General features: G+C 65.2%; 20 protein-coding genes. 11 read left to right on the top strand and 9 right to left on the bottom strand.

The window, feature by feature from the left end; genetic code table 11:
• Nucleotide 1: 1 nt before the first annotated feature.
• Both ACE103_RS03290 and pyrE read right to left on the bottom strand, forming a co-directional pair.
• Entirely contained in the window at nucleotides 2-799 is a 798-nt protein-coding gene (locus tag ACE103_RS03290) for a DUF2865 domain-containing protein (protein WP_375778317.1), read from the bottom strand.
• A 149-nt stretch (nucleotides 800-948) separates the two neighbouring features.
• Nucleotides 949-1512: an orotate phosphoribosyltransferase gene (gene pyrE, locus ACE103_RS03295; protein WP_092122894.1), complete on the bottom strand. Its 564-nt coding sequence runs from the start codon at nucleotides 1510-1512 to the stop codon at nucleotides 949-951.
• 202 nt (nucleotides 1513-1714) lie between these two features.
• Between pyrE and ACE103_RS03300 the strand changes: the two genes are divergently transcribed.
• Nucleotides 1715-2341 (top strand): glutathione S-transferase family protein, encoded by a 627-nt coding sequence (locus tag ACE103_RS03300; protein WP_223974892.1) that lies wholly within the window; start codon nucleotides 1715-1717, stop codon nucleotides 2339-2341.
• A 120-nt stretch (nucleotides 2342-2461) separates the two neighbouring features.
• Here ACE103_RS03300 and ACE103_RS03305 read toward each other — a convergent pair whose 3' ends face one another.
• From ACE103_RS03305 to ACE103_RS03335, 7 genes are all read right to left on the bottom strand, one after another.
• Nucleotides 2462-3097, bottom strand: a complete 636-nt coding sequence (locus tag ACE103_RS03305; RefSeq protein WP_375778318.1) for a LysE family translocator — start codon at nucleotides 3095-3097, stop codon at nucleotides 2462-2464.
• A gap of 87 nt (nucleotides 3098-3184) precedes the next feature.
• A complete protein-coding gene (locus ACE103_RS03310) occupies nucleotides 3185-3802 on the bottom strand; it encodes a LysE family translocator (RefSeq protein ID WP_375778319.1) in 618 nt (205 codons plus the stop codon).
• Between the two features lie 45 nt (nucleotides 3803-3847).
• A complete protein-coding gene (gene polA / locus ACE103_RS03315) occupies nucleotides 3848-6886 on the bottom strand; it encodes a DNA polymerase I (protein ID WP_375778320.1) in 3039 nt (1012 codons plus the stop codon).
• A 230-nt stretch (nucleotides 6887-7116) separates the two neighbouring features.
• Nucleotides 7117-7854 carry a response regulator gene (locus ACE103_RS03320; protein WP_050425909.1) on the bottom strand — a complete coding sequence of 246 codons (738 nt, stop codon included), beginning with the start codon at nucleotides 7852-7854 and terminating at the stop codon, nucleotides 7117-7119.
• A complete protein-coding gene (locus tag ACE103_RS03325; RefSeq protein ID WP_375778321.1) occupies nucleotides 7851-9599 on the bottom strand; it encodes a DUF3369 domain-containing protein in 1749 nt (582 codons plus the stop codon). Before ACE103_RS03325 ends, ACE103_RS03320 begins: the two co-directional genes overlap by 4 nt.
• Nucleotides 9569-11560, bottom strand: a complete 1992-nt coding sequence (locus ACE103_RS03330; protein WP_375780996.1) for an ATP-binding protein — start codon at nucleotides 11558-11560, stop codon at nucleotides 9569-9571. Before ACE103_RS03330 ends, ACE103_RS03325 begins: the two co-directional genes overlap by 31 nt.
• Nucleotides 11561-11657: 97 nt before the next feature.
• Nucleotides 11658-12647: a TRAP transporter substrate-binding protein gene (locus tag ACE103_RS03335; protein ID WP_375778322.1), complete on the bottom strand. Its 990-nt coding sequence runs from the start codon at nucleotides 12645-12647 to the stop codon at nucleotides 11658-11660.
• 263 nt (nucleotides 12648-12910) lie between these two features.
• Here ACE103_RS03335 and ugpB point away from each other — a divergent pair, with 263 nt between their 5' ends.
• The 10 genes from ugpB to ACE103_RS03385 all read left to right on the top strand — a co-directional run bounded on the left by ugpB (nucleotide 12911) and on the right by ACE103_RS03385 (nucleotide 23972).
• Nucleotides 12911-14149 (top strand): sn-glycerol-3-phosphate ABC transporter substrate-binding protein UgpB, encoded by a 1239-nt coding sequence (gene ugpB, locus ACE103_RS03340; RefSeq protein ID WP_249788372.1) that lies wholly within the window; start codon nucleotides 12911-12913, stop codon nucleotides 14147-14149.
• 162 nt (nucleotides 14150-14311) lie between these two features.
• A complete protein-coding gene (locus ACE103_RS03345; RefSeq protein WP_375778323.1) occupies nucleotides 14312-15262 on the top strand; it encodes an aminoglycoside phosphotransferase family protein in 951 nt (316 codons plus the stop codon).
• 231 nt (nucleotides 15263-15493) lie between these two features.
• Nucleotides 15494-17116: an ABC transporter substrate-binding protein gene (locus ACE103_RS03350; protein WP_375778324.1), complete on the top strand. Its 1623-nt coding sequence runs from the start codon at nucleotides 15494-15496 to the stop codon at nucleotides 17114-17116.
• A gap of 303 nt (nucleotides 17117-17419) precedes the next feature.
• Entirely contained in the window at nucleotides 17420-18433 is a 1014-nt protein-coding gene (locus tag ACE103_RS03355) for an ABC transporter permease (RefSeq protein ID WP_223974901.1), read from the top strand.
• Between the two features lie 9 nt (nucleotides 18434-18442).
• Nucleotides 18443-19342, top strand: coding sequence for an ABC transporter permease (locus ACE103_RS03360; RefSeq protein WP_375778325.1), 900 nt, complete (start codon nucleotides 18443-18445; stop codon nucleotides 19340-19342).
• A 97-nt stretch (nucleotides 19343-19439) separates the two neighbouring features.
• Complete coding sequence (locus ACE103_RS03365) at nucleotides 19440-21215, top strand: dipeptide ABC transporter ATP-binding protein (protein ID WP_375778326.1); 1776 nt, start codon at nucleotides 19440-19442, stop codon at nucleotides 21213-21215.
• Between the two features lie 20 nt (nucleotides 21216-21235).
• Nucleotides 21236-21415, top strand: a complete 180-nt coding sequence (locus ACE103_RS03370) for a DUF4089 domain-containing protein (RefSeq protein ID WP_223974904.1) — start codon at nucleotides 21236-21238, stop codon at nucleotides 21413-21415.
• A gap of 7 nt (nucleotides 21416-21422) precedes the next feature.
• On the top strand, nucleotides 21423-22820 hold the full coding sequence (locus ACE103_RS03375) for an AtzE family amidohydrolase (protein ID WP_375778327.1): 1398 nt from the start codon (nucleotides 21423-21425) through the stop codon (nucleotides 22818-22820).
• A gap of 1 nt (nucleotide 22821) precedes the next feature.
• Nucleotides 22822-23214 (top strand): oxalurate catabolism protein HpxZ, encoded by a 393-nt coding sequence (gene hpxZ / locus ACE103_RS03380; RefSeq protein ID WP_375778328.1) that lies wholly within the window; start codon nucleotides 22822-22824, stop codon nucleotides 23212-23214.
• Nucleotides 23215-23243: 29 nt separating this feature from the next.
• Nucleotides 23244-23972, top strand: a complete 729-nt coding sequence (locus ACE103_RS03385) for a GntR family transcriptional regulator (protein ID WP_375778329.1) — start codon at nucleotides 23244-23246, stop codon at nucleotides 23970-23972.
• Nucleotides 23973-23992 lie beyond the last annotated feature (20 nt).

Genomic DNA, 23992 nt, shown 5'->3' on the forward strand with positions numbered 1-23992 from the left:
GTCAGTTCGCCTCGGCCCGCTTGGCGGGCTTTGCGGCATGGCCCTTCGGCACAACAGACGTCGGTGTCGAGGGCGCGACATCGCTTCTGGTTTCCGGCAGCGGCGCGTCGCTGGCGATCTCGGCGCTGACGGGAGCGACCCTCATTTCGCCGAGCCGCGCACGGACCGCCGCGGTCAACCCGGGATAGGAGGCGATCGGCGTGAAGTCGAACGACTGCTCGTTGCCGACGCGGACGCCGGTGTAAGCGACGAGGCCGTCGGTGGTTGCGATCACGTCGCCGGCCTTCAGCGAGGCATCGAGCGCGAGGTCGACCGGCGCGAGCCCGGCCGGGTCGCGGCCGTTGCAGGTGCAGTCGGCGCGCAGCGCCTTGCGATAGGCGAAGGCGTTCTCGCTGTCGGCGTAGCGCTCACCCGTGGCCGAGGCGGAGCTGTCGATATGGCCGCCGTAATAGACCTTGGTCGCGCTCGCCGGGCAGAACGCCTGGCAGAGCTGCGACGGCGTCGCGTTGCCGCGCATCGTCAGCGGAAAATACTTGCCGTCGCAGCTGCGCACGCAATACGCCGGCCCGGAACCGGCCACGCGCGTCCCCGAGACTGGTGCGGACGTTTGCCGTTCCGGCTGCTGGTTGAGGCCGAACGGATCGGCGAAGAAATTGGCTTGCGGCGGGGCCTGCCGGCCCTGCTGCTTCTGGGAACCGCCGAAGAAGAAGTCGAACAGCCCTTCGGCCGAGACGGGAGCGGGCACGACCAGGACGGAACCCGCAAAGGCAGCGGCGGCAAGCATCACGCGGCGCCGCATGCGCCGATCACTCAACTCTGTACGCAACGCCAACTCCACCCGACGCGCCTCGCCGCGGCGACAAGGTGCCCCGGCGGATTCACCTTAAGGCGGGATGGTAAACGAGCGATTGATTGCGCGTGACTGCGTCACAAGAAGGAGAGAGACCGTCAGTCCTTCAGGAACTCGCCGGCCTTGTAGAGCGCGCGGAACGGCAAGCCGGCTTCGGCAAACGTCTCGGTGGCGCCTTCCTCGCGGTCGACCATGGTGAAGACCAGCGCGATCTCGCCGCCGGCCTCACGCACGGCTTCCACCGCCTTCAGCGCCGAGCCGCCTGTCGTGGTGACGTCCTCGACGATCACGATGCGCTTGCCCGCCAGGCTCTCGCCCTTGGCGAGCCCTTCGACGGCGAGCCGCGCGCCGTGCTCCTTCGGCTTCTTGCGCACGAAGAAGGCGGCGATCGGGTGACCCTTCAGCCATGACAGCTGCGCGATGGCACCGGCGAGCGGCACGGCGCCCATCTCGAGCCCGCCGACGAAATCGAGCCGGTCGTCCTTCAGCGCCTCATAGGTGAGCTCGGCGAGCAGCGCCGCGCCTTCGGGATCGAGCATCGTCGGCTTCAGGTTGAAATAGAAATCGCTCTTGCGGCCCGACGCCAAGGTGATCTCGCCGCGGCCGAACGAGCGCTTGCGGATGATCTCGGCGAGGCGGGCGCGGGAGGCTGATTTGGACAAAGGCTTTTTCCCTTGGGGGTTCTTTGGGGCTTTCAGGCGGCCGGCAATCTATCGGCGCTCTGGCGCACATTCCAGCGGGGAAATCCCGCCGTCAACAGTGCCCGCGCCGCCATTTCAGCGCAGCCGTGTGCGGAAAGCGCGGGTTGTGCGGCCCCCGGCTTCCCCCTAAAGCAAGCGCCAAACACTTGCGAGGGAAGCGGAAATGACCATCGAGCTGCACACCTGGAACACGCCGAATGGCCGCAAGATCTCGGTGGCGCTGGAGGAAATGGGGCTGCCCTACAAGGTGATCCCGGTGAATATCGGCAAGGGCGAGCAGATGGCGCCCGCCTTCCTCGCGATCAGCCCGAACAACAAGATCCCGGCGATCGTCGATCCGGATGGCCCCGGCGGCAAACCGGTCAGCATCTTCGAGTCCGGCGCGATCCTGCTCTACCTCGGCGAGAAGACCGGCAAGTTCCTGCCGAAACCGCTGGCGGAGCGGATCCCGGTCTATGAGTGGCTGATGTGGCAGATGGGCGGTTTCGGCCCGATGCCGGGCCAGGTGCACCATTTCATCGCGCTGGAGAACGAGCAGGACCGCGCCTATGGCCTTAAGCGCTACATGGCCGAGACGCGGCGGCTCTATGGCGTGCTGGACCGCCGGCTGGATGGCCGCGATTTCGTCGCCGGCGATCTCTCGGTGGCCGATTTCGCCATCCTCGGCTGGGCCTGGCGCCATCCGCGCCACAAGGTCGAGCTATCAGACTTCCCCAACGTCAAGCGCTGGTACGATGCGCTGATGGCCCGCCCCGCGACGAAGCGGGGCATGGACGCGAAGCTGGATTGATTGGGTGTGTCATTGCCGGGCTTGACCCGGCAATCCATCCTCTTCGCAAAAACCTTTAGTTGCCGCCCGCTTGAGCAGGCGATGGATGCGCGGGTCAAGCCCGCGCATGACGAGTTGGGCTCACGCCCGCCGCGCCTCGAGCGCCATCTTCATCGCGAGCCCCGCGAGCACCGTGCCCATCAGCCAGCGCTGCACCAGTAGCCAGGTCGGGCGGGTGCCGAGGAACACGGCGATCGAGCTGGCGGCGAGCGCGATCATCGCATTGACGCTGACGCTGATCACGATCTGGATCGAGCCGAGCGCGAGCGACTGCGTCAGCACGCTGCCGCCCGCGGGATCGATGAACTGCGGCAGCAGCGCGAGATACAGCATCGCGATCTTCGGGTTGAGCAGGTTGGTGATGAAGCCCATCGCGAACAATTTGCGCGGGCCGTCGACCTTCAGCGCCTTCACCTGGAACGGCGAGCGGCCGCCCGGCTTCAGCGCCTGCCACGCCAGCCAGAGCAGATAGGCGGCGCCGGCGAAACGCAGCGCGTCATAGGCGTAGGGAATTGCGAACAGCAGCGCGGTGATGCCGAACGCCGCGCACAGCATGTAGAACACGAAGCCGAGCGCCACGCCGCCGAGCGAGACGATGCCGGCCGCCGGACCCTGCGTGATCGAGCGCGAGATCAGATACATCATGTTCGGCCCTGGTGTCAGCACCATGCCGAGGCAGACGAGCGCAAAGCCGAGCAACGCGGATGTGTGGGGCATGATGGGTCTCGCAAGGGGATACACGCACTTCTAGCGTGCCATCCGCCGTCCGGCCATGTTGGAATTGCTCTCGGAGCAATCTAGCGGTTAGCCGGTCGCGACCGCGAACCAGATAGCGATGCCGACAAGCGCGAGCGCGAATCCGCCGCGGATGATCCGGCGGTTGCTGGCGACGTCGATCATCGACTGCATCGACCCGGCCAGGGTGACGATCACAGCATGGATCAGCGTTGCGATCGCGACATAGATGAGGCTCAGCAAAAGCGTTTGCGATGTGACGGATCCGGCCTCCGGACGAACGAACTCGGGCAATATGGCAACATAGAAAACTGCGGCCTTGGGATTGAGCAGATTGGTGATCAGGCCGCGACGGAAGGCTGGCCATGGCCGCTCGTTAAGGTCGGCCGCTTCCGAGCCGCCTTGGCCCGACCAGGCCTCCCACGCCAACCACAGCAGATAGAGCACACCACCCCAACGCAAGACGCCATAGAGCAGCGGCGAATTGTCTATCACGGCTGCGAGGCCGAAGGACGCGATCACGCCGTAAGTCATCAGGCCAAGTGCGATGCCGGCGACTGCGGCGAACCCGGTCCGCATGCCGTTCGAGAGCGACAGTGCGGCGAGGTAGGTCATGTTGGGGCCGGGCGTGATCTCGATGACGAGAGCGGTCAGCGCGAAGGCAAGCAAGGGATGGAGGTCGGCCAACGACCTCCCTCCAACCCAGCGGGCAGCTGAAGCTTTCGACTTCGCTCAATGCGCCTCGTCCCAGTTGTTCGCGGCACGGGCGTCGACCTGCAGCGGCAGTGACAGGATCACCGCAGGGAACGGCGCGTCCTGCATCACCTTCTGCACCACGGGCAGCGTCGCCGCGACCTCGTTGTCGGGCACCTCGAAGATCAGCTCGTCATGCACCTGCAGCAGCATCTGCGCCGAGAGCTTCTTCTCGGCGAGCGCGTCCTCGACGCGGATCATGGCGCGGCGGATGATGTCGGCCGCGGTGCCCTGCAAGCGCGCGTTGATCGAGGCGCGTTCGTTGAAGGCGCGCACCGAGGCGTTGGACGCCTTGATATCCGGGTAGTACATCTTGCGGCCGAACAGCGTCGTGACATAGCCATTGCGGCGGCAGAAGTCCTTGGTCTCGTCCATGTAGGCGCGGATGCCCGGGAAGCGCTCGAAATACTTCTTGATGTAGGCCGAGGCTTCCTCGCGCGCGATGCCGAGTTGGTTGGCGAGGCCGAACGCCGAGATGCCGTAGATGATGCCGAAATTGATCGCCTTGGCGCGGCGCCGCACCTCGCTCGGCATGTCCTTGATCGGCACGCCGAACATTTCGGAGGCGGTCATGGCGTGAATGTCGAGCCCGTCACGGAATGCCTGGCGCAGCACCGGCACGTCGGCGATCTCGGCGAGCAGCCGCAGCTCGATCTGGGAGTAGTCGGCCGACACCAGCTTGTGGCCGGGTGTCGCGATGAAGGCGCGACGAATCTTGCGGCCGTCCTCGGTTCGCACCGGGATGTTCTGCAGGTTCGGCTCGTTCGACGACAACCGGCCTGTTGTGGTCGCGGCCAGCGCGTAGGTCGTGTGCACGCGATGGGTCTGCGGATTGACATAGTTCGGCAGCGCGTCGGTGTAGGTCGATTTCAGCTTCGAGACCTGGCGCCATTCCAGGATCTTCTTCGGGAAGTCGTGGCCCTGCTCGGCGAGATCGTCGAGCACCTGCGCTGTGGTCGACCAGGCGCCGGTCTTGGTCTTGGTGCCGCCGGGCAATCCCATCTTGCCGAAGATGATGTCGCCGATCTGCTTCGGACTGCCGACATTGACCGGCTCGCCGGCGATCTCCTGGATCTCGGCCTCGACCCGCGCGGCGGTCTGGGCGAAATCGCCCGACAGCCGCGACAGCACCTGCCGATCGATCGAGATGCCGCGCCGCTCCATCCGCGCCAGCACCGAGACCAGCGGCCGCTCCAGCGTCTCATACACCGTCGTCATCCGCTCGGCGACGAGGCGGGGCTTCAGCACCCGCCATAGCCGCAAAATGACATCGGCGCTTTCGGCCGCATATTCGGTGGCCTTGTCGATCGTGACCTGATCGAAGGTCAGCTTGCCCTTGCCGCTGCCAACGAGGCCGCCGTAGCTGACGACGGCATGCCCGAACCAGCGCTCGGCGAGCGCCTCCAGCGCGTGCGAGCCGCGCCCCGCATCGAGCGCGTAGGACATCAGCTGGGCATCATCGATGTTGCGCAGCGTGACGCCGTGTTGCGCCAAGGTCACCGAGGTGAACTTGACGTTGAAGCCGACCTTCTGGATTCCGGCGGACTCCAGCAGCGGCCTCAAGGCCTTCAGTGCATCAGTGGTCTTGATCTGGCCGGGCGCGAGGCCGGCATCGAACAGCCCGGCGCCGCCGCCAGGCTCTCTGTGGCTGAGCGGGATGTAGCAGGCATCGTTGGGCGCCACGGCGAGCGCCAGTCCAGACAGCTCGGCCTGCATCGGATCGATCGATTCCGACATCGCCTCGATCGCGATGTAGCCGGTGTCGTGCGCGCGCGCGACAAAGGCGTTGAGCTGCTCGAGGCTGCCGATCGCCTGATAGGCCTTGCGATCGAAGCCGGTCTTGCGGATCGCCTCGCCGCGGGCCTCGGCCAGCGTTGCCGGCGTGCCCTTCAGGCTGGAGTTCTTGTCGTCGCGTGCACCGGTCGGCTTGGCCTTCAGAAGCGGTGCTGCAGCCGATGTCGGCGCGTCTCCCGGCGCGGGCGTCACATCCGACGGCGGCAGCGGCGAGAACACGCTGGCGCCGCTCTTGTTGCCGGGATCGGCATCGACATTGGCGGGATCGATCTGCGCATAGTCGGCGACGCGGCGGGTGAGGGTGGAGAACTCCATCGCCTTAAGGAAGGCGACCAGCCGGCGCGAGTCGGGCTCGTGCACGGCGAGGTCATCGAGCGGCACCTCGAGATCGACCTTGTCGTCGAGCAGCACGAGCTGGCGCGAGATGCGCGCCTTCTCGGCGTTCTCGAGCAGCGCCTCGCGCCGCTTCGGCTGCTTGATCTCGCCGGCGCGGAACAAGAGCTGATCGAGATCGCCATACTCGATGATCAGCTGGGCTGCGGTCTTGATGCCGATGCCGGGCACGCCGGGCACGTTGTCGGTGGAATCGCCGGCCAAGGCCTGCACCTCGACCACCTTCTCCGGCGGCACGCCGAATTTCTCGATCACCTCGTCGCGGCCGATGCGGCGATCCTTCATCGTGTCGTACATCACGACCTTGTCGTTGACGAGCTGCATCAGATCCTTGTCCGATGACACGATCGTCGTGGTCGCGCCGCGCTCAGTGGCAAGCCGCGCATAGGTCGCGATCAGATCGTCGGCCTCGAAGCCGGCCTGCTCGAGGCAGGGCAGCTCGAAGGCGCGCACCGCCTCGCGGATCAGCGCGAATTGCGGGATCAGATCGTCGGGCGCCGGCGGCCGGTGCGCCTTGTAATCGGGATAGAGCTTGTTGCGAAACGTGATCTCCGACTTGTCGAAGATGATCGCAAGATGGGTCGGCCGGTGGTCCTCCGGCATGTCGCGCAGCAGCTTCCACAGCATGTTGCAGAAGCCGAGCACGGCATTGACCTGCAGCCCGTCGGACTTGCGGTTCAGCGGCGGCAGCGCGTGATAGGCGCGGAAGATGTAGCCCGAACCATCGACCAGGAAGACGTGGTCGCCCTTCGCCGCAGGCTTGGCGGCGACGGGCTTGGCTGCGGTCTTCGGGGCTGATTTGGCGGGGTCTTGGGAGGCTGTTTTCGGCATGGCCGAAACTTAGGGATTTTTGCGCGGATTGACAGCCTTACATGTGTGGATTCCGGGTGTGCCGCACAGCCAAATCGATAAATTCGAGGATGATATGCAGAGCATAGTCCCGTCATCCTGAGGTGCGAGCGGAGCGAGCCTCGAAGGATCGACGGCCACCAGCCGGGCCGTGCATCCTTCGAGACGCCGCTTCGCGGCTCCTCAGGGTGACGGGGTAGCTGCGGAACGGACTACGCCTTATCGCCGGTCGGCGAGAACAGGTAGCCGCCGCCGCGGATGGTCCGGATCACCGATGGCTTGGTCGGGTCGAATTCGATCTTGCGGCGGATGCGCATGATGCGCAGGTCGACGGCGCGGTCGAAGGCTTCCGCGTCGCGCGCATTGGCGAGTTCCAGCAGCCGTTCGCGGGACAGCACGCGCTTCGGGTTGGCGGCGAACACCTTGAGCAGGCCGAATTCGGAGGCCGTCAGCGGGTGCTCATTGCCCTCGTCGTCGCGCAGCGCCTGGGCCTCGAGATCGAGCCATTTGGTGCCGAACCGCACCAACTGCTCCTTTTCGGCCTTGGCGCTCGCCGGTTCCGGCGCGGCTGATTTCGCGGGCCCGCTCCGCCGCAGCACCGAACGGATGCGCGCCATCAGCTCGCGCAGTTCGCAGGGCTTTGCCACGTAATCGTCGGCGCCGAGCTCCAGCCCGACGACACGGTCGATCGGGCTGGCAGTAGCTGTCAGCATGATGACGGGGACGTTGATCTTGCTCTTGAGGTCGCGAATGATCGACAGGCCGTCTTCCTCGGGCATGTTGAGGTCCAGCACCACGAGATCGGGCGTGCTGCTCTCGATCTCCTTGCGCAGGCTCTTGCCGCCATCGCACAGCGTCACGCCGAAACCGTGCATCTTGAGGTAATCGCCGACCATCTCGCGGGCCGGCGCCTCATCGTCGACGATGAAGATATGCGGGTTCTGGTTCATGATGTCTCTGTCGCCGGCAGTGTAACCGTAAAGGTCGACCCCTGTCCGGGGCCCGGGCTCTGTGCGGTCACATGGCCGCCATGCATGTCGATGATGCGCTTGACGATCGAAAGGCCGAGCCCGGTCGAGCTTTCGCCCGCGGTCGGCTTGGCCGACAGCCGCTGGAACCGGCCGAACAGCCGGCCGAGATCCTCGGGGCTGAGGCCGGGGCCCTGGTCGGAGATCCGGATCACGGTGTCTTCGCCCTCGTGGCTGACCGCGACCGTGATCTTGCCGCCGATCGGCGAGTACTTGATGGCGTTGCTGACCAAATTGTCGATCGCCTCGCGGATCCGGTCGGAGTCGCACATCGTGACGAAGTGCTGCGGTCCCGTGACCGAGATGCTCTGCTGCTTGTTGACGGCCGAGGGCAAATTGGCCTCGGTGACCTCGTTGACGAGGGCCGCGATGTCGACCGGCTCGCGGCGGATGGTGATGTCGAAGGCGTCGGCCATCGCATCCGAGATCAAATGGTCGACCATCGAGGTCAGCCGCTTGGTGGCGTCCCTGATGTGCTCGACCTGGGAGGTGACGCTTTCCTTCGGCGAGCCGGCGCCGATCAATTCGGTCAGCATCTCGGTGCGGCCGAGGATCACGCCGAGCGGGTTCTTCAAATCGTGGGCGACAGTGCCGAGGATTTCGTTCTTGAAGCCGTTGGCGCGCTGCAGCCGCAGCCATTGCGCCGACAGCCGCCGGTTGGCCTGCATCAGCGCGCGGGTGCGCTGCGCGACGCGGTCCTCGAGCTGGCTGTTGGCCTCGTGCAGCTGCTGGTAGAGGATCACGTTGTCGAACGCGATCGACAGCCGGCTCGAGAAGATCTCGACCAGCGCGCGGTCGGTGTCGGAGAGCTGGCGCTCGGCCTGCAGCAGCACCACGACCTCGCGGCCGCTGCCGGTGCGCGAATAGAGCACGCTGCGGTGGTCGGCGAACTCGTTCTTGCGGCGCTGGAAGGCTTCCTCCACCATGTGCCGCAGGTCGGGATCGAGCGCCTTCGACGACGTGGTGCCGATGAAGCGGCTATAGCAGCCCGAGCAGGCCAGCACCGAGAAATCGGCGGCCGCCGAATTGCCGTCGTCGCGCAGCACCAGGATCCCTGCGCAATCGACATTGAGCAGCGAGGCGAGTTGCGTCAGCACGCCCTCGGCCAGCCGCTGCATCGACTTGAAGTCGTACAGCGTCGAGGCCGCGTCGATGATGATCTCGAGGCCACGCCTGGTCTGCACCATGCGCTCGAGCTGCTGGTAGCTGCGCAGCGCCGCGGTCAGCGAGGTGAACAGCTTGTCGGCAGTGAGCTCGGTCTTCGCCTTGTAGTCGTTGATGTCGTATTGCACGATGACACGCCGCTCCGGGGCCTGGCCGGGCTGGCCGGTGCGCAGGATGATGCGGACAGTCTCGTTCTTGATCTCGTTGCGGATGTATTCGACGAGCTCGAGGCCGGCGACGTCGGTCTCCATGATGACGTCGAGCAGCACGGCTGCGATGTCGGGGTTGTCCCGCATCACCGTGCGGCCTTCAGCCGCAGAGTAGGCCGACAGGATCTCCAGCGTCGCGCCGTTCAGATTGTAGTCGCTGAGCGCAAAACGGGTGCCTTCGTGGACAGCGTGATCGTCGTCGATCACGGCGATCTTCCATTTCCGTACCGGCGAGTCCTCCGGGGGGCTCTCGGTGTCGTCGATCAGTTGGAGGACATCGTCCTGTTCGGCCATTGACTGGTTCCGTCGGCTGCTGCGTCAGTGATCGTGGGCTCACCCTTGGCGATCCTGGGCATGATAATGCGAAAAGTGGTGCCTTGTCCTACCCTTGACTCCAGCATCATGCGTCCGCCGAGTTGCTGGGTGACGAGGTTATAGACGATATGGAGGCCGAGGCCCGTACCACCTTCGTTGCGGCGCGTCGTAAAGAACGGGTCGAACGCCTGTCGCTGCACGTCCGGCGTCATGCCAGCCCCGTCGTCCGCGAAGATGATCTCGACGTCATCAGCGCCGCGACCGCGCGCCGAGATCGTGATGTTGCCGGAGCGGCCGTTGGCGAAGGCATGATTGACAGCGTTGAGGAAAAGATTGGTTAAGATCTGCCCATAGGCGCCGGGATAGCCGTCGATCAGGAGCCCGTCGGGCACATCGACGGACAGCGCGATCGCGGCCTTCTTAAGCACCGGCCGCAGGCTCGCCACGATCTGATCGGTCGCTTCGCTCAAGGCAAACTGGCGGCGTTCGGCATGCGAACGATCGACCGCGACCTGCTTGAACGACTGGATCAGTTCGCCGGCGCGCTGCAGATTCGAGACCAGTTGCTGCGATGCGTCACGCGAGGCGCGCACGAATTCGTCGAGCTTGGAGCGGCGCAGCGGCTCGGTCTTCAGATCGTTCTCGAACATCTCGCTGCGGCGGGCAAAGCTCGAGGCGACCGTCAGGCTGATGCCGATCGGGTTGTTGACCTCGTGGGCGACGCCCGCGACGAGGCCGCCGAGCGCGGCGAGGCGCTCGGCATCGATCAGGTTCTGCTGCGCGGCGTTGAGCTCGAGCAGCGCGCTCTCGGCCTTCTCCTTGGCGTTGCGCAGCTCGTCCTCGGTCTTGCGCTTGGCGATCGCGTTTTCGCGGAACACCTCGACCGCACGCGCCATGGCGCCGACCTCGTCCTTGGCCGAGGTGCCCTGCACCGGCCGGTCGAGATCGCCCGAGGTGATGGTGCGCATCGCAGCCATGATCTGCGCCAGCGGCAGCCGGATCGACAATGCGATCATGACGCCGGCCGACATGATGACGCCGAGGAAGATCACGGCGATCGACAGCACCCGGCGCGAGATCGACGTCAGCGTCCTGTCGAATGTCTCCTGCGCCTTCTGCTCGCGCTGGCGCATCTTCACCGAGAGATCGTCGATCGCGCCGATCGCATCGGCCTGGCTGGCGTCGATCGAGTTGCGCAACAGATCGGTGCGGTTGGTGAGCTGTTCGCTGAGCTTGCCGAGCCCGTCGCGCAGCTCGGCGGTCTTGACCTTGAGCCGCGCCAACGCCATGCGCTGCAGATCGTTCTCCGCCATATCGGTCATGACGGGGATCGTCTTCTCGATCGTATCGATGTTGCGGCGGGCTTCCTCGGCCGACGAGGAGGCCAGCGAGAGATAGTAGGCGTTGGCGGCGACCAAAAGCGACGTGAAGGCTTCGCGCGACTTGCCGAGCGCGGGCCAGATCAGTGCGTCGCGATGGCCGGTGGCGCCCTCGATGATCGAATAGAGCCCGGCCATGTCCCTGGTCGGCGTCAGCACCTCTTCGTCATAGGTCTTGGAGATCTTGGTCTGCACGGTGCGCAATTCACCGAAACCGTCGAGGAAACGGCTGGTGACGCGCTCCAGCTGCTCGACCGAGCCCGACAGCATCGGGTCGGTCGAGGCCCGGTTGGTCAGCGTGCCGAGCACGGCTTCGCGCAGCAGCAGGATTTCCGCGAACAGGTCCGGGCTCGGCTGGTTGATGTAGCGATGGATCAGGTTCTGCAGACGGCTGGTCTCGCTTTCGAGCTTGGCCAGGATCTTGTCGGATTCACGGACCTGGCGGACATCGTCCCAGGCCGAGCCGAGCACCTTCGCGCCGTTCCAGATCAGCACCGCGAGCACGATCACGACCGCGGAATTGAGCAGCGCGATCGAAAGAATGCGCCAGCGGATCGGCACCGCACGCAGGAGCTGGACGATGCGGAAGCGGCCCTGCGGCCCAAAGGCCGCCCGCCGTCGCTTCGTCCCGTCCTGTTTGGGCGCGTCCAAGATCCGGTCACTCCATATTGCGGATGCGTTCGATCAGCGCTGATATCGCCGGATCGCGCTCCGCCTTGGCATAGATGCCGGCCACCGCTGCCTCGAACGGCTTGCGGTCGAAATCGGTCACGACCTTGACGCCCGCCAGCTCCGCCTGCTTGCGCGAGCGCTCCTCGAGCTCCCGCCACTTCTCGCGCATGTAGAGGCTGGAGCGCTGCGCGGCTTCGCGGAAGATGATCTGTTCATCCGGCGTGAGGCTGGCCCAGGCCTTGCGCGACATCACCAGCACTTCGGGGCTCACGGTGTGCTGGGTCAGGGTGTAGTAGCCGGCGTATTTGTAGTGGCCGGTGGTGACGAAGGACGGCCAGTTGTTCTCCGCGCCGTCGATCAGCCGGTTGGCGAGCCCGGTCAGCACCTGGCCGTAGGCCATCTGGATCGGCTGGGCACCAAGCGCGTGGATCATGTCCGACATCTGCTCGGATTGCTGCACCCGCAGCCGCAGCCCCTTGAGATCGTCGAGCGAACGCACCGGGTGGACTGTGTTGTAGATCGAGCGGGCGCCGGAATCGTAGAAGGTCAGCCCGACGAAGCCGTGGGCCTCGAGGCTGTTCAGGATGTCGTTGCCGATCGGTCCATCCAGCACATGCTGCAGGTGCTCAAGGGATCGAAACAGGAACGGCATCGCCAGCACGTTCACGGAAGGCACCATGGTTCCGATCAGCGCGACATTGGTCCGGTTCAGATCGATGGCGCCGGCCCGGGTCTGCTCCAGCGTCTCCTTTTCCTCGCCGAGTTGGCGGGAATGGAAGACCACGATGTGGTGCCGGCCGCCGGTGCGTTCGGCGATCAGCCGGTCCATGTAATTCAGCGCCTGGACCGTCGGATAGTCCTCATTCTGGGTATCGGCGGTGCGGAATTCGCGCGCAAAAGCGCTCGTCGAGACCGCTGTGAATAACAGCGCGACGGCAAGCGTTATTGTCCGCGAAAGGCCGGCGCGGCGGTACACTGGTTACAATTCCCCTTGTGATTTGTGTCCAGGGCGGGAGCAAAAGGTTCAACGCTTTTAGCAGAATGGCAGTGGTTCGCCCATCGGCCAAACGCTAGAACGGCGCTGCAACCTGCGGTGTCGATTGAATTTACGGTTGTAGCACCGTATGACCGCGTGTTGGCATCCGGGAACGACTCGTTGTGAAGTTCGCCTTGAAGCTGTTGTATCTCGCCGTCGCGACCCTTCTGCTTGTGGCACCAGCGCAAGCGGCGACCGAGATCATGTGGTGGCACGCGATGTCGGGTGAGCTCGGCAAGCAGCTCGAAAAACTCGCCGCCGACTTCAACGCCGCGCAATCCGACTACCGGATCGTGCCGGCCTACAAGGGCAACTACACCGAGACCGTCACCGCGGCGATCTTCGCGTTCCGCTCGCGCAGCCAGCCGGCGATCGTTCAGGTCAACGAGATTGCCACCGCAACCATGATGGCGGCGCGCGGCGCGATCTATCCGGTGTTCGAGCTGATGCGCGATCAGTCGGCGGCGTTCGCGCCGTCGGCCTATCTGCCTGCGGTGGCCGGCTACTATGCCGATGTCGACGGCAACATGCTGTCGTTCCCGTTCAACGCCTCGACGCCGATCCTGTATTACAACAAGGATATGTTCCGCTCCGCCGGGCTCGATCCGAGCGTGCCTCCGAAGACCTGGCCCGAGCTCGGCGTCGCCGCCAAACGACTGCGTGCCGCGGGTGCGATGTGCGGCGTGACCACGTCATGGCCGTCCTGGATCAATGTCGAGAACTTCTCCGCCTTTCACAATTTGCCGATCGCGACCAGGTCCAACGGCTTTGCCGGGCTCGACGCGCAGCTGGTCTTCAACAACCCGATCGTGCTGCGCCACATCGCGCAGCTGGCGCAATGGCAGGCCGACAAGACCTTCGATTACAGCGGCCGCGGGCAGGCGGCCGAGCCGCGTTTTCAAAAGGGCGAATGCGGGATCTTCATCGGCTCGTCAGGAACGCGCGCCGACATCCAGGCCAATTCGAAATTCGAGGTCGGCTACGGCATGATGCCGTATGAGCCTGACGTGCAGGGCGCGCCGCAGAATTCGATCATCGGCGGTGCGACGCTGTGGGTGCTGCGCGACCGGCCGCGCGCCGAATATGCGGGGGTGGCAAAATTCTTCGCCTATCTGTCGCGGCCGGAGGTGCAGGCCGCCTGGCACCAGAACACCGGCTATTTGCCGATCACCCGCGCCGCATTCGATCTCAGTCGTACGCAGGGATTCTACGAGCGCAATCCAGGTGCCTCGATCTCGATCGAGGAGGTCACGCTGAAGCCGCCGACCGACAATTCCAAGGGCATTCGGCTCGGCTCGTTCGTCCTGATCCGCGACGTGATCGAGGAGGAGCTCGAGCAGGTGTTCGCCGGCAAGCGTTCGGCGCAGGCCGCGATGGACAACGCCGTCGAGCGCGGCAACCGCCTGCTGCGCCAGTTCGAGCGCGCCAATCCGGACCGATGAGGGGCATCCAAGCTGCTCAACTGTTTCTCCGTCATCCTGAGGAGCCGCGAAGCGGCGTCTCGAAGGATCGACGGCCACCAGTCGGGCCGATTCATCCTTCGAGGCTCGCTCCGCTCGCACCTCAGGATGACGGGGATGGAATGGGCTACGAGATTCCTTGAAATGATATCCCTTCCGCCCATCACCGACTACGACACCTACCGCGCTTGGCGCGGTGACACGTCGCGCTGGCTACCGGTCGCGCGCGATATCGCCGACAGCCACGGGCTATCCTTTGGCACGCCGCATGTGTTCTCGACCGGCACCAACCTCGTCGTCGGGCTCGACGGTGAGCTGATCCTGAAACTGTTTCCGCCGTTTCTGCGCCCGCAATTCGCGTCCGAGCGCGGCGCGCTTGCCGAGCTGGGCGGACGGCTCGGCATTCCGATCCCCGATCTTGTCGCGGAGGGCGAGCGCGACGGCTGGCCCTATCTCGTCATCACGCACCTCGCTGGCACCGTCGGCTCGGAGGTGTGGCCATCGCTGTCGGAAGCTGAGCGCGAGCGCGTGCTCGGCGAGATCGGCGCCGTGATTGCCGAGGTGCAGCGCGTGCCGCCCGGCAGCCTGCTTGCGATCGAGCCGTGCTGGGAGGCCTTCATGCGCGGACAGATGGCGCAGTGCCGGGCGCGGCATGAGTGGCTCGGCCTGCCTGCGAAATTCCTCACCTCGCTCGATGATCTCCTGCGTGACGCCACTGAGTTGATCCCGATGCACGCGCCGCCGATGATCCTGACCGGCGAGTACATCCCGGAGAATTTTCTGCTCGGCCGCCGGGCCGACGGCTGGCACGTCGCCGGCCTGTTCGACTTCGGCGACGTCCGGACCGGATGGGGCGAGTATGATCTGCTCGGCCCCAGCGCCTTCATGGCTGCCGGTCATCCGCGCCGGGTGCGCAGCCTGTTCGACGGTTACGGTATCCCGCGCAGCGAGGTGAATTTCGCGCTGAAGCGGCGGCTGATGGCGCTTATGATGCTCCACTCGGCCAGCGATCCGCTCCGGCACATCTGCATCGCGGGTTGGCCGGATCGGGTCGATGATTTCGTACAGTTGCAGGAGCTGATCTGGCCTGACTGACATCGGTCGCCGGCCAGAAAGCGAGCAGCACCTAAAGTCTGCTTATCTATTGAGCAGATAGCCCTTCTTTGTATGCAATGCATGCCGGGCAGATTGACGTCAGAACAAGATACCTTCGACGATTTTTCCTATATCTCCAGCGTGTTAGCGCCTCATAAGGTTTCGTTAAGGGTTGGCACAATCCTTGCGATCTGAGTTCCAAGGCCGTTCTCAAGGGCGTTGGAGCATCACATGAAGCGTCGCGATTTCCTCAAATCGGTGTCTGGGCTGGCCGCGGGGGCGCTGGCGCCGACCGCGCCCGCGATCTGGTCGCCGGCCAAGGCCGACGCGCGCTCCGAGACGCTGCTGATCGTCTCCGAGGGCGGTCCCAACAATCTCGACATCCACGGTGTCGGCACCAACGTGCCCGGCTACGAGGTGTCGTGGAATTGCTACGACCGGCTGATCAGCCACGAGATGAAGAGCGGTCCGGGCGGCGTGCCCTATTACGACCGCGACAAGTTCAAGCCCGAGCTCGCCGAGGATTTCAACATCGGCGACATGTCGGTCACCTTCAAGCTGCGCAAGAACGCCAAATTCCACGACGGCACGCCGGTGACGGCGAAGGACGTCAAATGGTCGCTCGACCGTGCCGTCAGCGTCGGCGGCTTCCCGACCTTCCAGATGAGCGCGGGCTCGCTGACCAAGCCCGAGCAGTTCGTTGTCGTCGATGACCACACCGTGCGCGTCGACTTCCTCAAGAAGGACAAGCTCACGATCCCCGACCTCGCTGTCATCGTGCCCTGTGTCGTCAACTCCGAGCTGGTGAAGAAGAACGCCAGCGAGAAGGATCCCTGGGGCCTCGAATTCACCAAGCAGCAGACCGCGGGCTCCGGCGCCTACAAGGTGACCAAATGGACCGCGGGCACCGAAGTGGTCATGGAGCGCAACGACGACTGGGTCTGCGGTCCGATGCCGAAGATCAAGCGCGTGATCTGGCGCATGGTGCCGCAGGCCGGCAACCGCCGCGCGCTGCTCGAACGCGGCGATGCCGATATCTCCTACGAACTGCCGTTCAAGGACTTCCAGGAGATGAAGACGAACGGCAAGCTCAACGTGGTCTCGCTGCCGTTCTCCAACGGCATCCAGTACATCGGCATGAACGTGACCAAGCCACCGTTCGACAATCCGAAGGTGCGGCAGGCGATGGCTTACGCGATGCCGTATCAGAAGATCATGGATGCGGTGCTGTTCGGCCTCGCCAACCCGATGTTCGGCGCGGCAAAGGACAAGCCGACCGAGGTCGCCTGGCCGCAGCCGACCAAATATTTCACCGACATGGAGAAGGCCAAGGCGCTGCTCGCGGAGGCCGGCTACGCCAACGGCTTCGAGACAACGATCTCGTTCGACCTGAATTTCGCAGGGGTCAACGAGCCGCTCTGCGTGCTGGTGCAGGAGAGCCTCGCGCAGCTCGGCATCAAGACCACCATCAACAAGGTGCCAGGCGCCAATTGGCGCACCGAGCTCACCAAGAAGGAAATGCCGCTGTTCACCAACGTGTTCTCGGGCTGGCTCGATTACCCCGAGTACTTCTTCTACTGGTGCTATCACGGCAACAATTCGATCTTCAACACGATGAGCTACAAGTCGCCGGAGATGGACAAGCTCATCGACGGCGCCCGCATCGCTGCCGCCAACGGCGACACCGCGGCCTACGACGCCGACGTCAAGGGTTTCGTCGATCTGGCCTACACTGACATCCCGCGCATCCCGCTGTATCAGCCGTTCGTCAACGTCGCGATGCAGAAGAACATCTCGGGCTACCAATACTGGTTCCACCGCCGCCTCGACTACCGCGCGATGGCCAAGGGGTGAGGTGCGCATGCTGATCGTCCGCGACACGTCGGCGTGGGCCGCTTACTCAAGTGAGGTGAGCGCGCCTCTCAGGCTCCCTCCCCCCTTGTGGGGGAGGGTGGGGAGAGGGGTGCGCCGCAAACGCGCAAGGATGACGCCAGGCGAGATCGTGCCCAACCATCCTCAGCATCACGCGTGGATCAGCGGGGCGTTCTGTCTGGCATCGGAGCAAGCGGCACCCCTCTCCCCAACCCTCCCCCACAAGGGGGGAGGGAGCCCTGACAGTCCCGTTGTGGCTTTGCCTGATGCCATCAGGAGCACGCCATGCTGACCCTCATCGGCAAGCGGCTGCTGTTTGCGATCCCGTCGCTGATCGGGGTGGTGATTGTGACGTTCCTGCTGACCCGCGCGCTGCCGGGCGATCCGGCGGCGTATTTCGCTGGGCCAGCGGCAACCAAGGAAGCGGTCGACCAGATCAGGAAGAAGCTCGGCTTCGACAAGCCGCTGATCGAGCAGTTCGTCCGCTACACCAACGATCTCGCCCATGGCGATCTCGGCACGTCGCTCACCACGGGGCAGCCGGTGGCCGCCGAGCTGCGCAACCGCCTGCCGGCATCGGCCGAACTCACGCTGCTCGGCCTCGTTGTCTCGATCGTGATCGCGATCCCGCTCGGCGTGCTGGCGGCGACGCGGCCGGGCTCCTGGATAGATCATCTCTGCCGCGTCACCACGACGGCCGGCGTGTCGCTGCCGGTGTTCTTCACCGGGCTGGTGCTGGTTTACGTGTTCTACTTCCGGCTCGGCTGGTCGCCGGCGCCGCTCGGCCGGCTCGACGTGTTCTACAGTACGCCGCCGACCGTCACCGGCTTCTATCTCATCGACACACTCATCGCGCGCGACTTCGAGGCGTTCCGTTCGGCGTTCAGCCAATTGATCCTGCCGGCGGTGACGCTCGCGATCTTTTCGCTGGCGCCGATCGCGCGCATGACGCGCGCCTCGATGCTGGCGGTGCTGGCGTCCGATTTCGTCCGCACCGCGCGCGCCAGCGGCCTGTCGCCCGGCAAGGTGATCGTGACCTACGCCTTCCGCAACGCGATGCTGCCGGTCATCACCACGCTCAGCATGGTGTTCTCCTTCCTGCTCGGGGCCAATGTGCTGGTGGAGAAGGTGTTCGCCTGGCCCGGCATCGGCTCCTACGCGGTCGAGGCGCTGATCGCGTCGGACTTCGCACCCGTACAGGGCTTCGTGCTGACCATGGCGGTCATGTACGTGCTGCTCAATCTCCTGATCGACATCCTCTATGGCGTGATCGATCCGCGCGTGCGGCTGGAAGGCTAGGGAGGACAGATGAGCAGCGTTGCCCCCACTGTTGAGCCTGTCGGTCCTACGCGGACATCCGGGCTCGCCGCAATCATCGAGCAGACCCGCTATGTGCTGAGCGAGAACAAGGTCACCGGCTTTGCCTTCGCGCTGCTGATCCTGATCATGTTCGCCGCGCTGTTCGGGCCCTACCTGGTGCCGTATGACCCGCTTGCCTCGAACACCGCGGCTGCATTGAAGCCACCGTCCGCCGCGCACTGGTTCGGCACCGATCAGCTCGGCCGCGACATCTTCAGCCGCGTCATCGTGGCAACCCGGCTCGATACCTTCATCGCGGTCGCCTCCGTGGTGCTGGTATTCCTGATGGGTGGCCTCGCCGGCATCGCCGCCGGTTATTTCGGCGGCTGGACCGATCGCATCGTCGGCCGCATCGCCGACACCATCATGGCGTTCCCGCTGTTCGTGCTGGCGATGGGTATCGTCGCGGCGCTCGGCAATACCGTGCAGAACATCATCATCGCCACCGCGATCGTGAACTTTCCGCTCTATGCCCGCGTCGCACGCGCAGAAGCCAACGTCCGCCGCAACGCCGGCTTCGTCCAGGCGGCGCGGCTGTCCGGCAATGGAGAATACCGCATCCTGCTCGGGCACATCCTGCCCAACATCATGCCGATCATGATCGTGCAGATGTCGTTGACCATGGGCTACGCGATCCTCAATGCCGCGGGACTCTCCTTCATCGGCCTCGGCGTCCGGCCGCCGACCGCGGAGTGGGGCATCATGGTTGCCGAGGGCGCGGGCTTCATGGTCTCAGGCGAATGGTGGATCGCGCTATTCCCGGGCCTTGCGCTGATGATCGCGGTGTTCTGCTTCAACCTGCTCGGCGACGGCCTGCGCGACATCGTCGACCCGCAGCGGAGGACGTGATGACTGTCTCAACGCGGTGTTGCGCTACCGTTTCGCTACTTTGCATGGGGTTGTTTTGCAGATTTTTGGATGACGCCTCGCATGAGGGGAGCCGCGCATGACCCCCCAGCCCCTGCTCGACGTCAGCGACCTCACCGTCGAGTTCACGACGCGTCGCGGCATCGTCAAGGCGGTACAGCACGTCAGCATCTCCGTCGGCAAGGGCGAGACCGTCGGCATCGTCGGCGAGTCCGGCTCCGGCAAGTCGGTGACGTCATATGCCGTAATGCGCATCCTCGACCGCGCCGGACGGATCGCCGACGGCTCGGTGATGTTCTCCGGCATTGATGTGAAGGCGGCGACCGAGAGCCAGATGCGCGATCTGCGCGGCCGCGAAGTCTCGATGATCTTCCAGAATCCGCGCGCCGCGCTCAATCCGATCCGCAAGGTCGGGCACCAGATCGAGGACGTGCTGCGCCAGCATGTGCAGCAGGCGCAGGTCACCGATCGCGGCGAGAAGGCGATCGAGGCGCTGGAGCAGGTCAAGATCGCGCGTCCGCGCGAGCGCTATCATGCCTATCCGTTCGAGCTGTCCGGCGGCATGTGCCAGCGCGTCGTCATCGCGCTGGCGCTGGCCTGCAACCCGCAGCTCCTGATCGCGGATGAGCCGACCACCGGCCTCGACGTCACGACCCAAAAGGCGGTGATGGACCTGATCGTCGAGCTGACCCGGCGCCGATCGATGTCGACGATCCTGATCACGCACGATCTCGGCCTCGCCGCCGCCTATTGCGACCGCGTCATCGTGATGGAGAAGGGCCGCGTGGTCGAAACCGCAAAGTCGGCCGACATCTTCGCCGCGCCCCAGCACGACTATACGAAGAAGCTGATGCGCGCGACGCCGCGGATCGGGGTGTCGCTCAGGGACTTGTTGCCGGAGGAGGCGCCAACATCTCCGCCCGTCATGGCCGGGCTTGACCCGGCCATCCATCAATCTTCGCAGGATGCTCCTTCCTCGATGGACCCCCGGGTCAAGCCCGGGGGTGACGAGAAGAGAGAGCCCCTCCTGTCAGTCGAAAAGCTCGTCAAGGAATATCCCCGGCAGGGCGCGGGCTCGGTGCTCACAAAATTGTTCGGCCGCAAGCCGCCGGTCGAGGAGGACATCTTCCGTGCCGTCGACGGCATCAGCTTCTCGATTGACCATGGCGAGAGTGTCGGGCTGGTCGGCGAATCCGGCTGCGGCAAGTCGACGACGTCGATGATGGTGATGCGGCTGCTGGACCAGACCTCCGGCCGCATCATGTTCGACGGCGAAGACATCGGCGGCATCATGCCGCAATCCTTCGCGCGGTTGCCGCGGCGCAGCCAGATCCAGATGGTGTTCCAGGATCCGACCGACAGCCTCAACCCGCGCTTCACCGCGGCGCGCGCCATCGTAGACCCGATCATGCAGCTCGGCGACATCAGGGGGCGCGACGCGCTCCGCGACCGCTGCGAGGAGCTGGCGCGGCTGGTCGGCCTGCCGGTCAATCTGCTGGACCGCTTTCCGCACCAGCTCTCCGGCGGCCAGAAGGCCCGTGTTGGTATCGCGCGCGCGATCGCGCTGCACCCGAAGCTCGTCATCCTCGACGAGCCGACCGCGGCACTCGACGTCTCGGTGCAGGCGGTGGTGCTCAATCTGCTGCAGGACCTCAAGCAGTCGATGGGCATGAGCTATCTGTTCGTGTCGCACGATCTCAACGTGGTGCGCCTGCTGTGTGATCGCGTCATCGTGATGCGCAGCGGCCGCATCGTCGAGCAGGGCGCATCCGATGACGTCTTGGGCAATCCGCAGGATGCCTATACAAGGGAGCTGCTGACGGCGATCCCGCATCCGCCGTTGCCGGTGGCCTGAAAAAACGTACTGGGAGCGAAATGGACGATCATCTCGACGATTACATGACCGCCGTCGCCCGGACGATGGCGTTGCCGCTGGAAGACGCCTGGCGTCCGGCAGTGCGCGCAAATCTCGAGGTCGCGCTGCGGCTGGCGCGGCTGGTCGATGACTTCCCGCTGCCTGACGACGTCGCGTCGGCCGCCGTCTATTCGACCTGAGATCGCGATGTCCGAAACTCCCGCTGCTATGTCCGCCGCCGAAATCGCGCAGGCCGTATCGAGCCGCAAGATGACGGCCCTTGCCGCGACCGAAGCGGCGCTCGCGCGGATCGCTGTGCACGACAAGGTCCTCAACGCCTTCACCGACGTGACCGCAGATCGCGCGCGCACCCGGGCCAAAGCGGTCGATGCCGCGATCGATGCGGGCCAACCGGCCGGTCCGCTTGCCGGCGTGCCGTTCGCGGTGAAGAACCTGTTCGACGTGCAGGGCCTCTCGACCCGCGCCGGCTCGAAGATCAATCGCGACCTGCCACCGTCGCCGCGCGATGCCACGCTGGTCGAGCGGATGGAAGCAGCCGGCGCCGTGCTGGTCGGCGCGCTCAACATGGGCGAATACGCCTACGACTTCACCGGCGAGAACGCGCATGACGGTCCGTCACGCAATCCGCATGATCCGACGCGGATGGCCGGCGGCTCCTCGGGCGGCTCCGGCAGCGCCGTCGGCGGCGCGCTGGTGCCGATCGCGCTCGGCTCCGATACCAACGGCTCGATCCGGGTGCCGTCGTCATTCTGCGGCACGTTCGGCCTGAAGCCGACCTATGGCCGGCTATCGCGCGCGCGCTCCTTTCCGTTCGTCGCAAGCCTCGATCACCTCGGTCCGTTTGCGCGCAGCGTGAAGGATCTCGCACTCGCCTATGACGCCATGCAGGGGCCTGATGCCGATGATCCCGCCTGCAGTGTACAGTCGGTCGAGCCGACCGTGCCGCTGCTTGCCAATGATGTCAGCCGGTTGCGCGTTGCGATTGCTGGGGGCTATTTCCAGCAGAATCTGCTGCCGGAGGCCGTCGAAGCGGTCGCGCGCGTCGCGAAAGCGCTCGGTGCGACGCGGACAGTGGAGCTGCCGGAAGCGGCGCGCGCCCGCGCGGCCGCCTTCATCATGACGACCACCGAGGGCGCCGCGCTGCATCTCGATCGGCTGCGCAAGCGTCCAAACGACTTTGATCCGCCGGTGCGCGACCGCTTGTTTGCGGGCGCGATGATCCCGGCAGTCTATGTCGACAAGGCGCAGAAATTCCGCCGCTGGTACCGCGCCAAGGTGCTGGAGCTGTTCCAGTCGGTCGACGTGATCCTGGCGCCGGCAACGCCGTGCACCGCGCCGAAGATCGGTCAGGCCACTTTCACGCTCGACGGGGTCGAGCTTCCGGTCCGCCCCAATATCGGGATCCACACTCAGCCGATCTCCTTTATCGGCCTGCCGGTGGCCGCCGTGCCGGTGCCGCTTGAAGCGATGCCGATCGGCGTGCAGATCATTGCCGCGCCCTGGCGTGAGGACATCGCGCTGCGGGTCGCCTACGCGCTGGAACAGATGGGTGTCGTGGCGGCTCCCGCGCCAAGAGGACTCTAAAATGGAAATCGATCTTCCCGACGTGCTCGCCGAGGTCACCGCGCAGTTCGAGCGCTACGAGAAGGCGCTGGTCTCGAACGATGTCGCCGTGCTCGACGAGCTGTTCCGGGGCGACAGCCGGACGCTGCGCTATGGCATCGGCGAGAACCTTTACGGCTACGCCGAGATCGCGGCGTTTCGCGCGGGGCGGCCGGCGGCCGGGCTGATGCGCAGGATCGACCGCACCGTGATCACGACCTATGGCCGCGACACCGCAATCGCCTCGACGCTGTTCTATCGGGACAGCACACCGGGCCGGGTGGGGCGGCAGATGCAGACATGGATTCGCTTCCCTGAGGGCTGGAGAATCGTCGCCGCCCATGTCAGCGTCATCGATGAACTTAAGGGGGCTTGAACCAGGGTGATTGAAAGGGCGTTGCGGCCATGAGCCTGGACGATCTTCCGACCCGCGTGCCGCCAGCGCAGGGCGCCGAGCTGGTGCCGCGTGTCGATCGCGCGTCGTCTCTGGTCGATAAGACCACCCGCGCGGAGGAACTCCGGCTGCAGCTCGCGGACGAGATCGTGCGCGGCACGCTGCCGCCGGGCGCGGGGCTCGATGAAACCGATCTGGCGCGCCGCTTCAAGGTGTCGCGCACGCCGGTGCGCGAGGCGCTGCGGCAGCTCGCCGCCAGCGGCCTGATCGACGCGCGCGCGCATCGTGGTGCCGTGGTGGCGCGGCCCTCGCTCGAGCGGCTCACCGGCATGTTCGAGGCGATGGCCGAGCTCGAGGCGATGTGCGCCGGCCTTGCCGCCGAGCGGATGTCTGCGGCGGAGCGCCACGCGCTCGAGGCGGTCCATGAGGAACTGCGGGTGTTGAGCTACACCGGCAATCCCGACCGCTTCCACGAGGTCAACGAGCGCTTTCACAACGCGATCTATGCCGGCTCGCAGAACGCCTATATTGCCGAGATCACGCTCGCGACGCGGGTGCGCGTGCAGCCGTTCCGCCGCGCCCAGTTCCGCAACCTCGGGCGGCTGGCGAAATCCCACGCCGAGCACGACCGCGTCGTCGAAGCTATCATGCGCGGCGACAAGCCAGGTGCTGCGGCTGCGATGCGCGCCCATATCGAGCAGGTGCGCGGGGAGTACGAGACCTACGCGGTGTCGGTGTAGGTCGCGCGCCCCGGAATGAC

Origin of the sequence: Bradyrhizobium sp. ma5, assembly GCF_042258955.1 — a bacterium.
Classification (GTDB): domain Bacteria; phylum Pseudomonadota; class Alphaproteobacteria; order Rhizobiales; family Xanthobacteraceae; genus Bradyrhizobium.

Excerpts from the sequence above, each read along its gene's own strand:
- ACE103_RS03290 (WP_375778317.1), bottom strand. The coding sequence starts at position 799 with ATGCGGCGCCGCGTGATGCTTGCCGCCGCTGCCTTTGCGGGTTCCGTC.
- ACE103_RS03300 (WP_223974892.1), top strand. The coding sequence starts at position 1,715 with ATGACCATCGAGCTGCACACCTGGAACACGCCGAATGGCCGCAAGATC.
- ACE103_RS03305 (WP_375778318.1), bottom strand. The coding sequence starts at position 3,097 with ATGCCCCACACATCCGCGTTGCTCGGCTTTGCGCTCGTCTGCCTCGGC.
- polA (WP_375778320.1), bottom strand. The coding sequence starts at position 6,886 with ATGCCGAAAACAGCCTCCCAAGACCCCGCCAAATCAGCCCCGAAGACC.
- ACE103_RS03320 (WP_050425909.1), bottom strand. The coding sequence starts at position 7,854 with ATGAACCAGAACCCGCATATCTTCATCGTCGACGATGAGGCGCCGGCC.
- ACE103_RS03325 (WP_375778321.1), bottom strand. The coding sequence starts at position 9,599 with ATGGCCGAACAGGACGATGTCCTCCAACTGATCGACGACACCGAGAGC.
- ugpB (WP_249788372.1), top strand. The coding sequence starts at position 12,911 with ATGTGGTGGCACGCGATGTCGGGTGAGCTCGGCAAGCAGCTCGAAAAA.
- ACE103_RS03345 (WP_375778323.1), top strand. The coding sequence starts at position 14,312 with ATGATATCCCTTCCGCCCATCACCGACTACGACACCTACCGCGCTTGG.
- ACE103_RS03350 (WP_375778324.1), top strand. The coding sequence starts at position 15,494 with ATGAAGCGTCGCGATTTCCTCAAATCGGTGTCTGGGCTGGCCGCGGGG.
- ACE103_RS03355 (WP_223974901.1), top strand. The coding sequence starts at position 17,420 with ATGCTGACCCTCATCGGCAAGCGGCTGCTGTTTGCGATCCCGTCGCTG.
- ACE103_RS03360 (WP_375778325.1), top strand. The coding sequence starts at position 18,443 with ATGAGCAGCGTTGCCCCCACTGTTGAGCCTGTCGGTCCTACGCGGACA.
- ACE103_RS03365 (WP_375778326.1), top strand. The coding sequence starts at position 19,440 with ATGACCCCCCAGCCCCTGCTCGACGTCAGCGACCTCACCGTCGAGTTC.
- ACE103_RS03370 (WP_223974904.1), top strand. The coding sequence starts at position 21,236 with ATGGACGATCATCTCGACGATTACATGACCGCCGTCGCCCGGACGATG.
- ACE103_RS03375 (WP_375778327.1), top strand. The coding sequence starts at position 21,423 with ATGTCCGAAACTCCCGCTGCTATGTCCGCCGCCGAAATCGCGCAGGCC.
- hpxZ (WP_375778328.1), top strand. The coding sequence starts at position 22,822 with ATGGAAATCGATCTTCCCGACGTGCTCGCCGAGGTCACCGCGCAGTTC.
- ACE103_RS03385 (WP_375778329.1), top strand. The coding sequence starts at position 23,244 with ATGAGCCTGGACGATCTTCCGACCCGCGTGCCGCCAGCGCAGGGCGCC.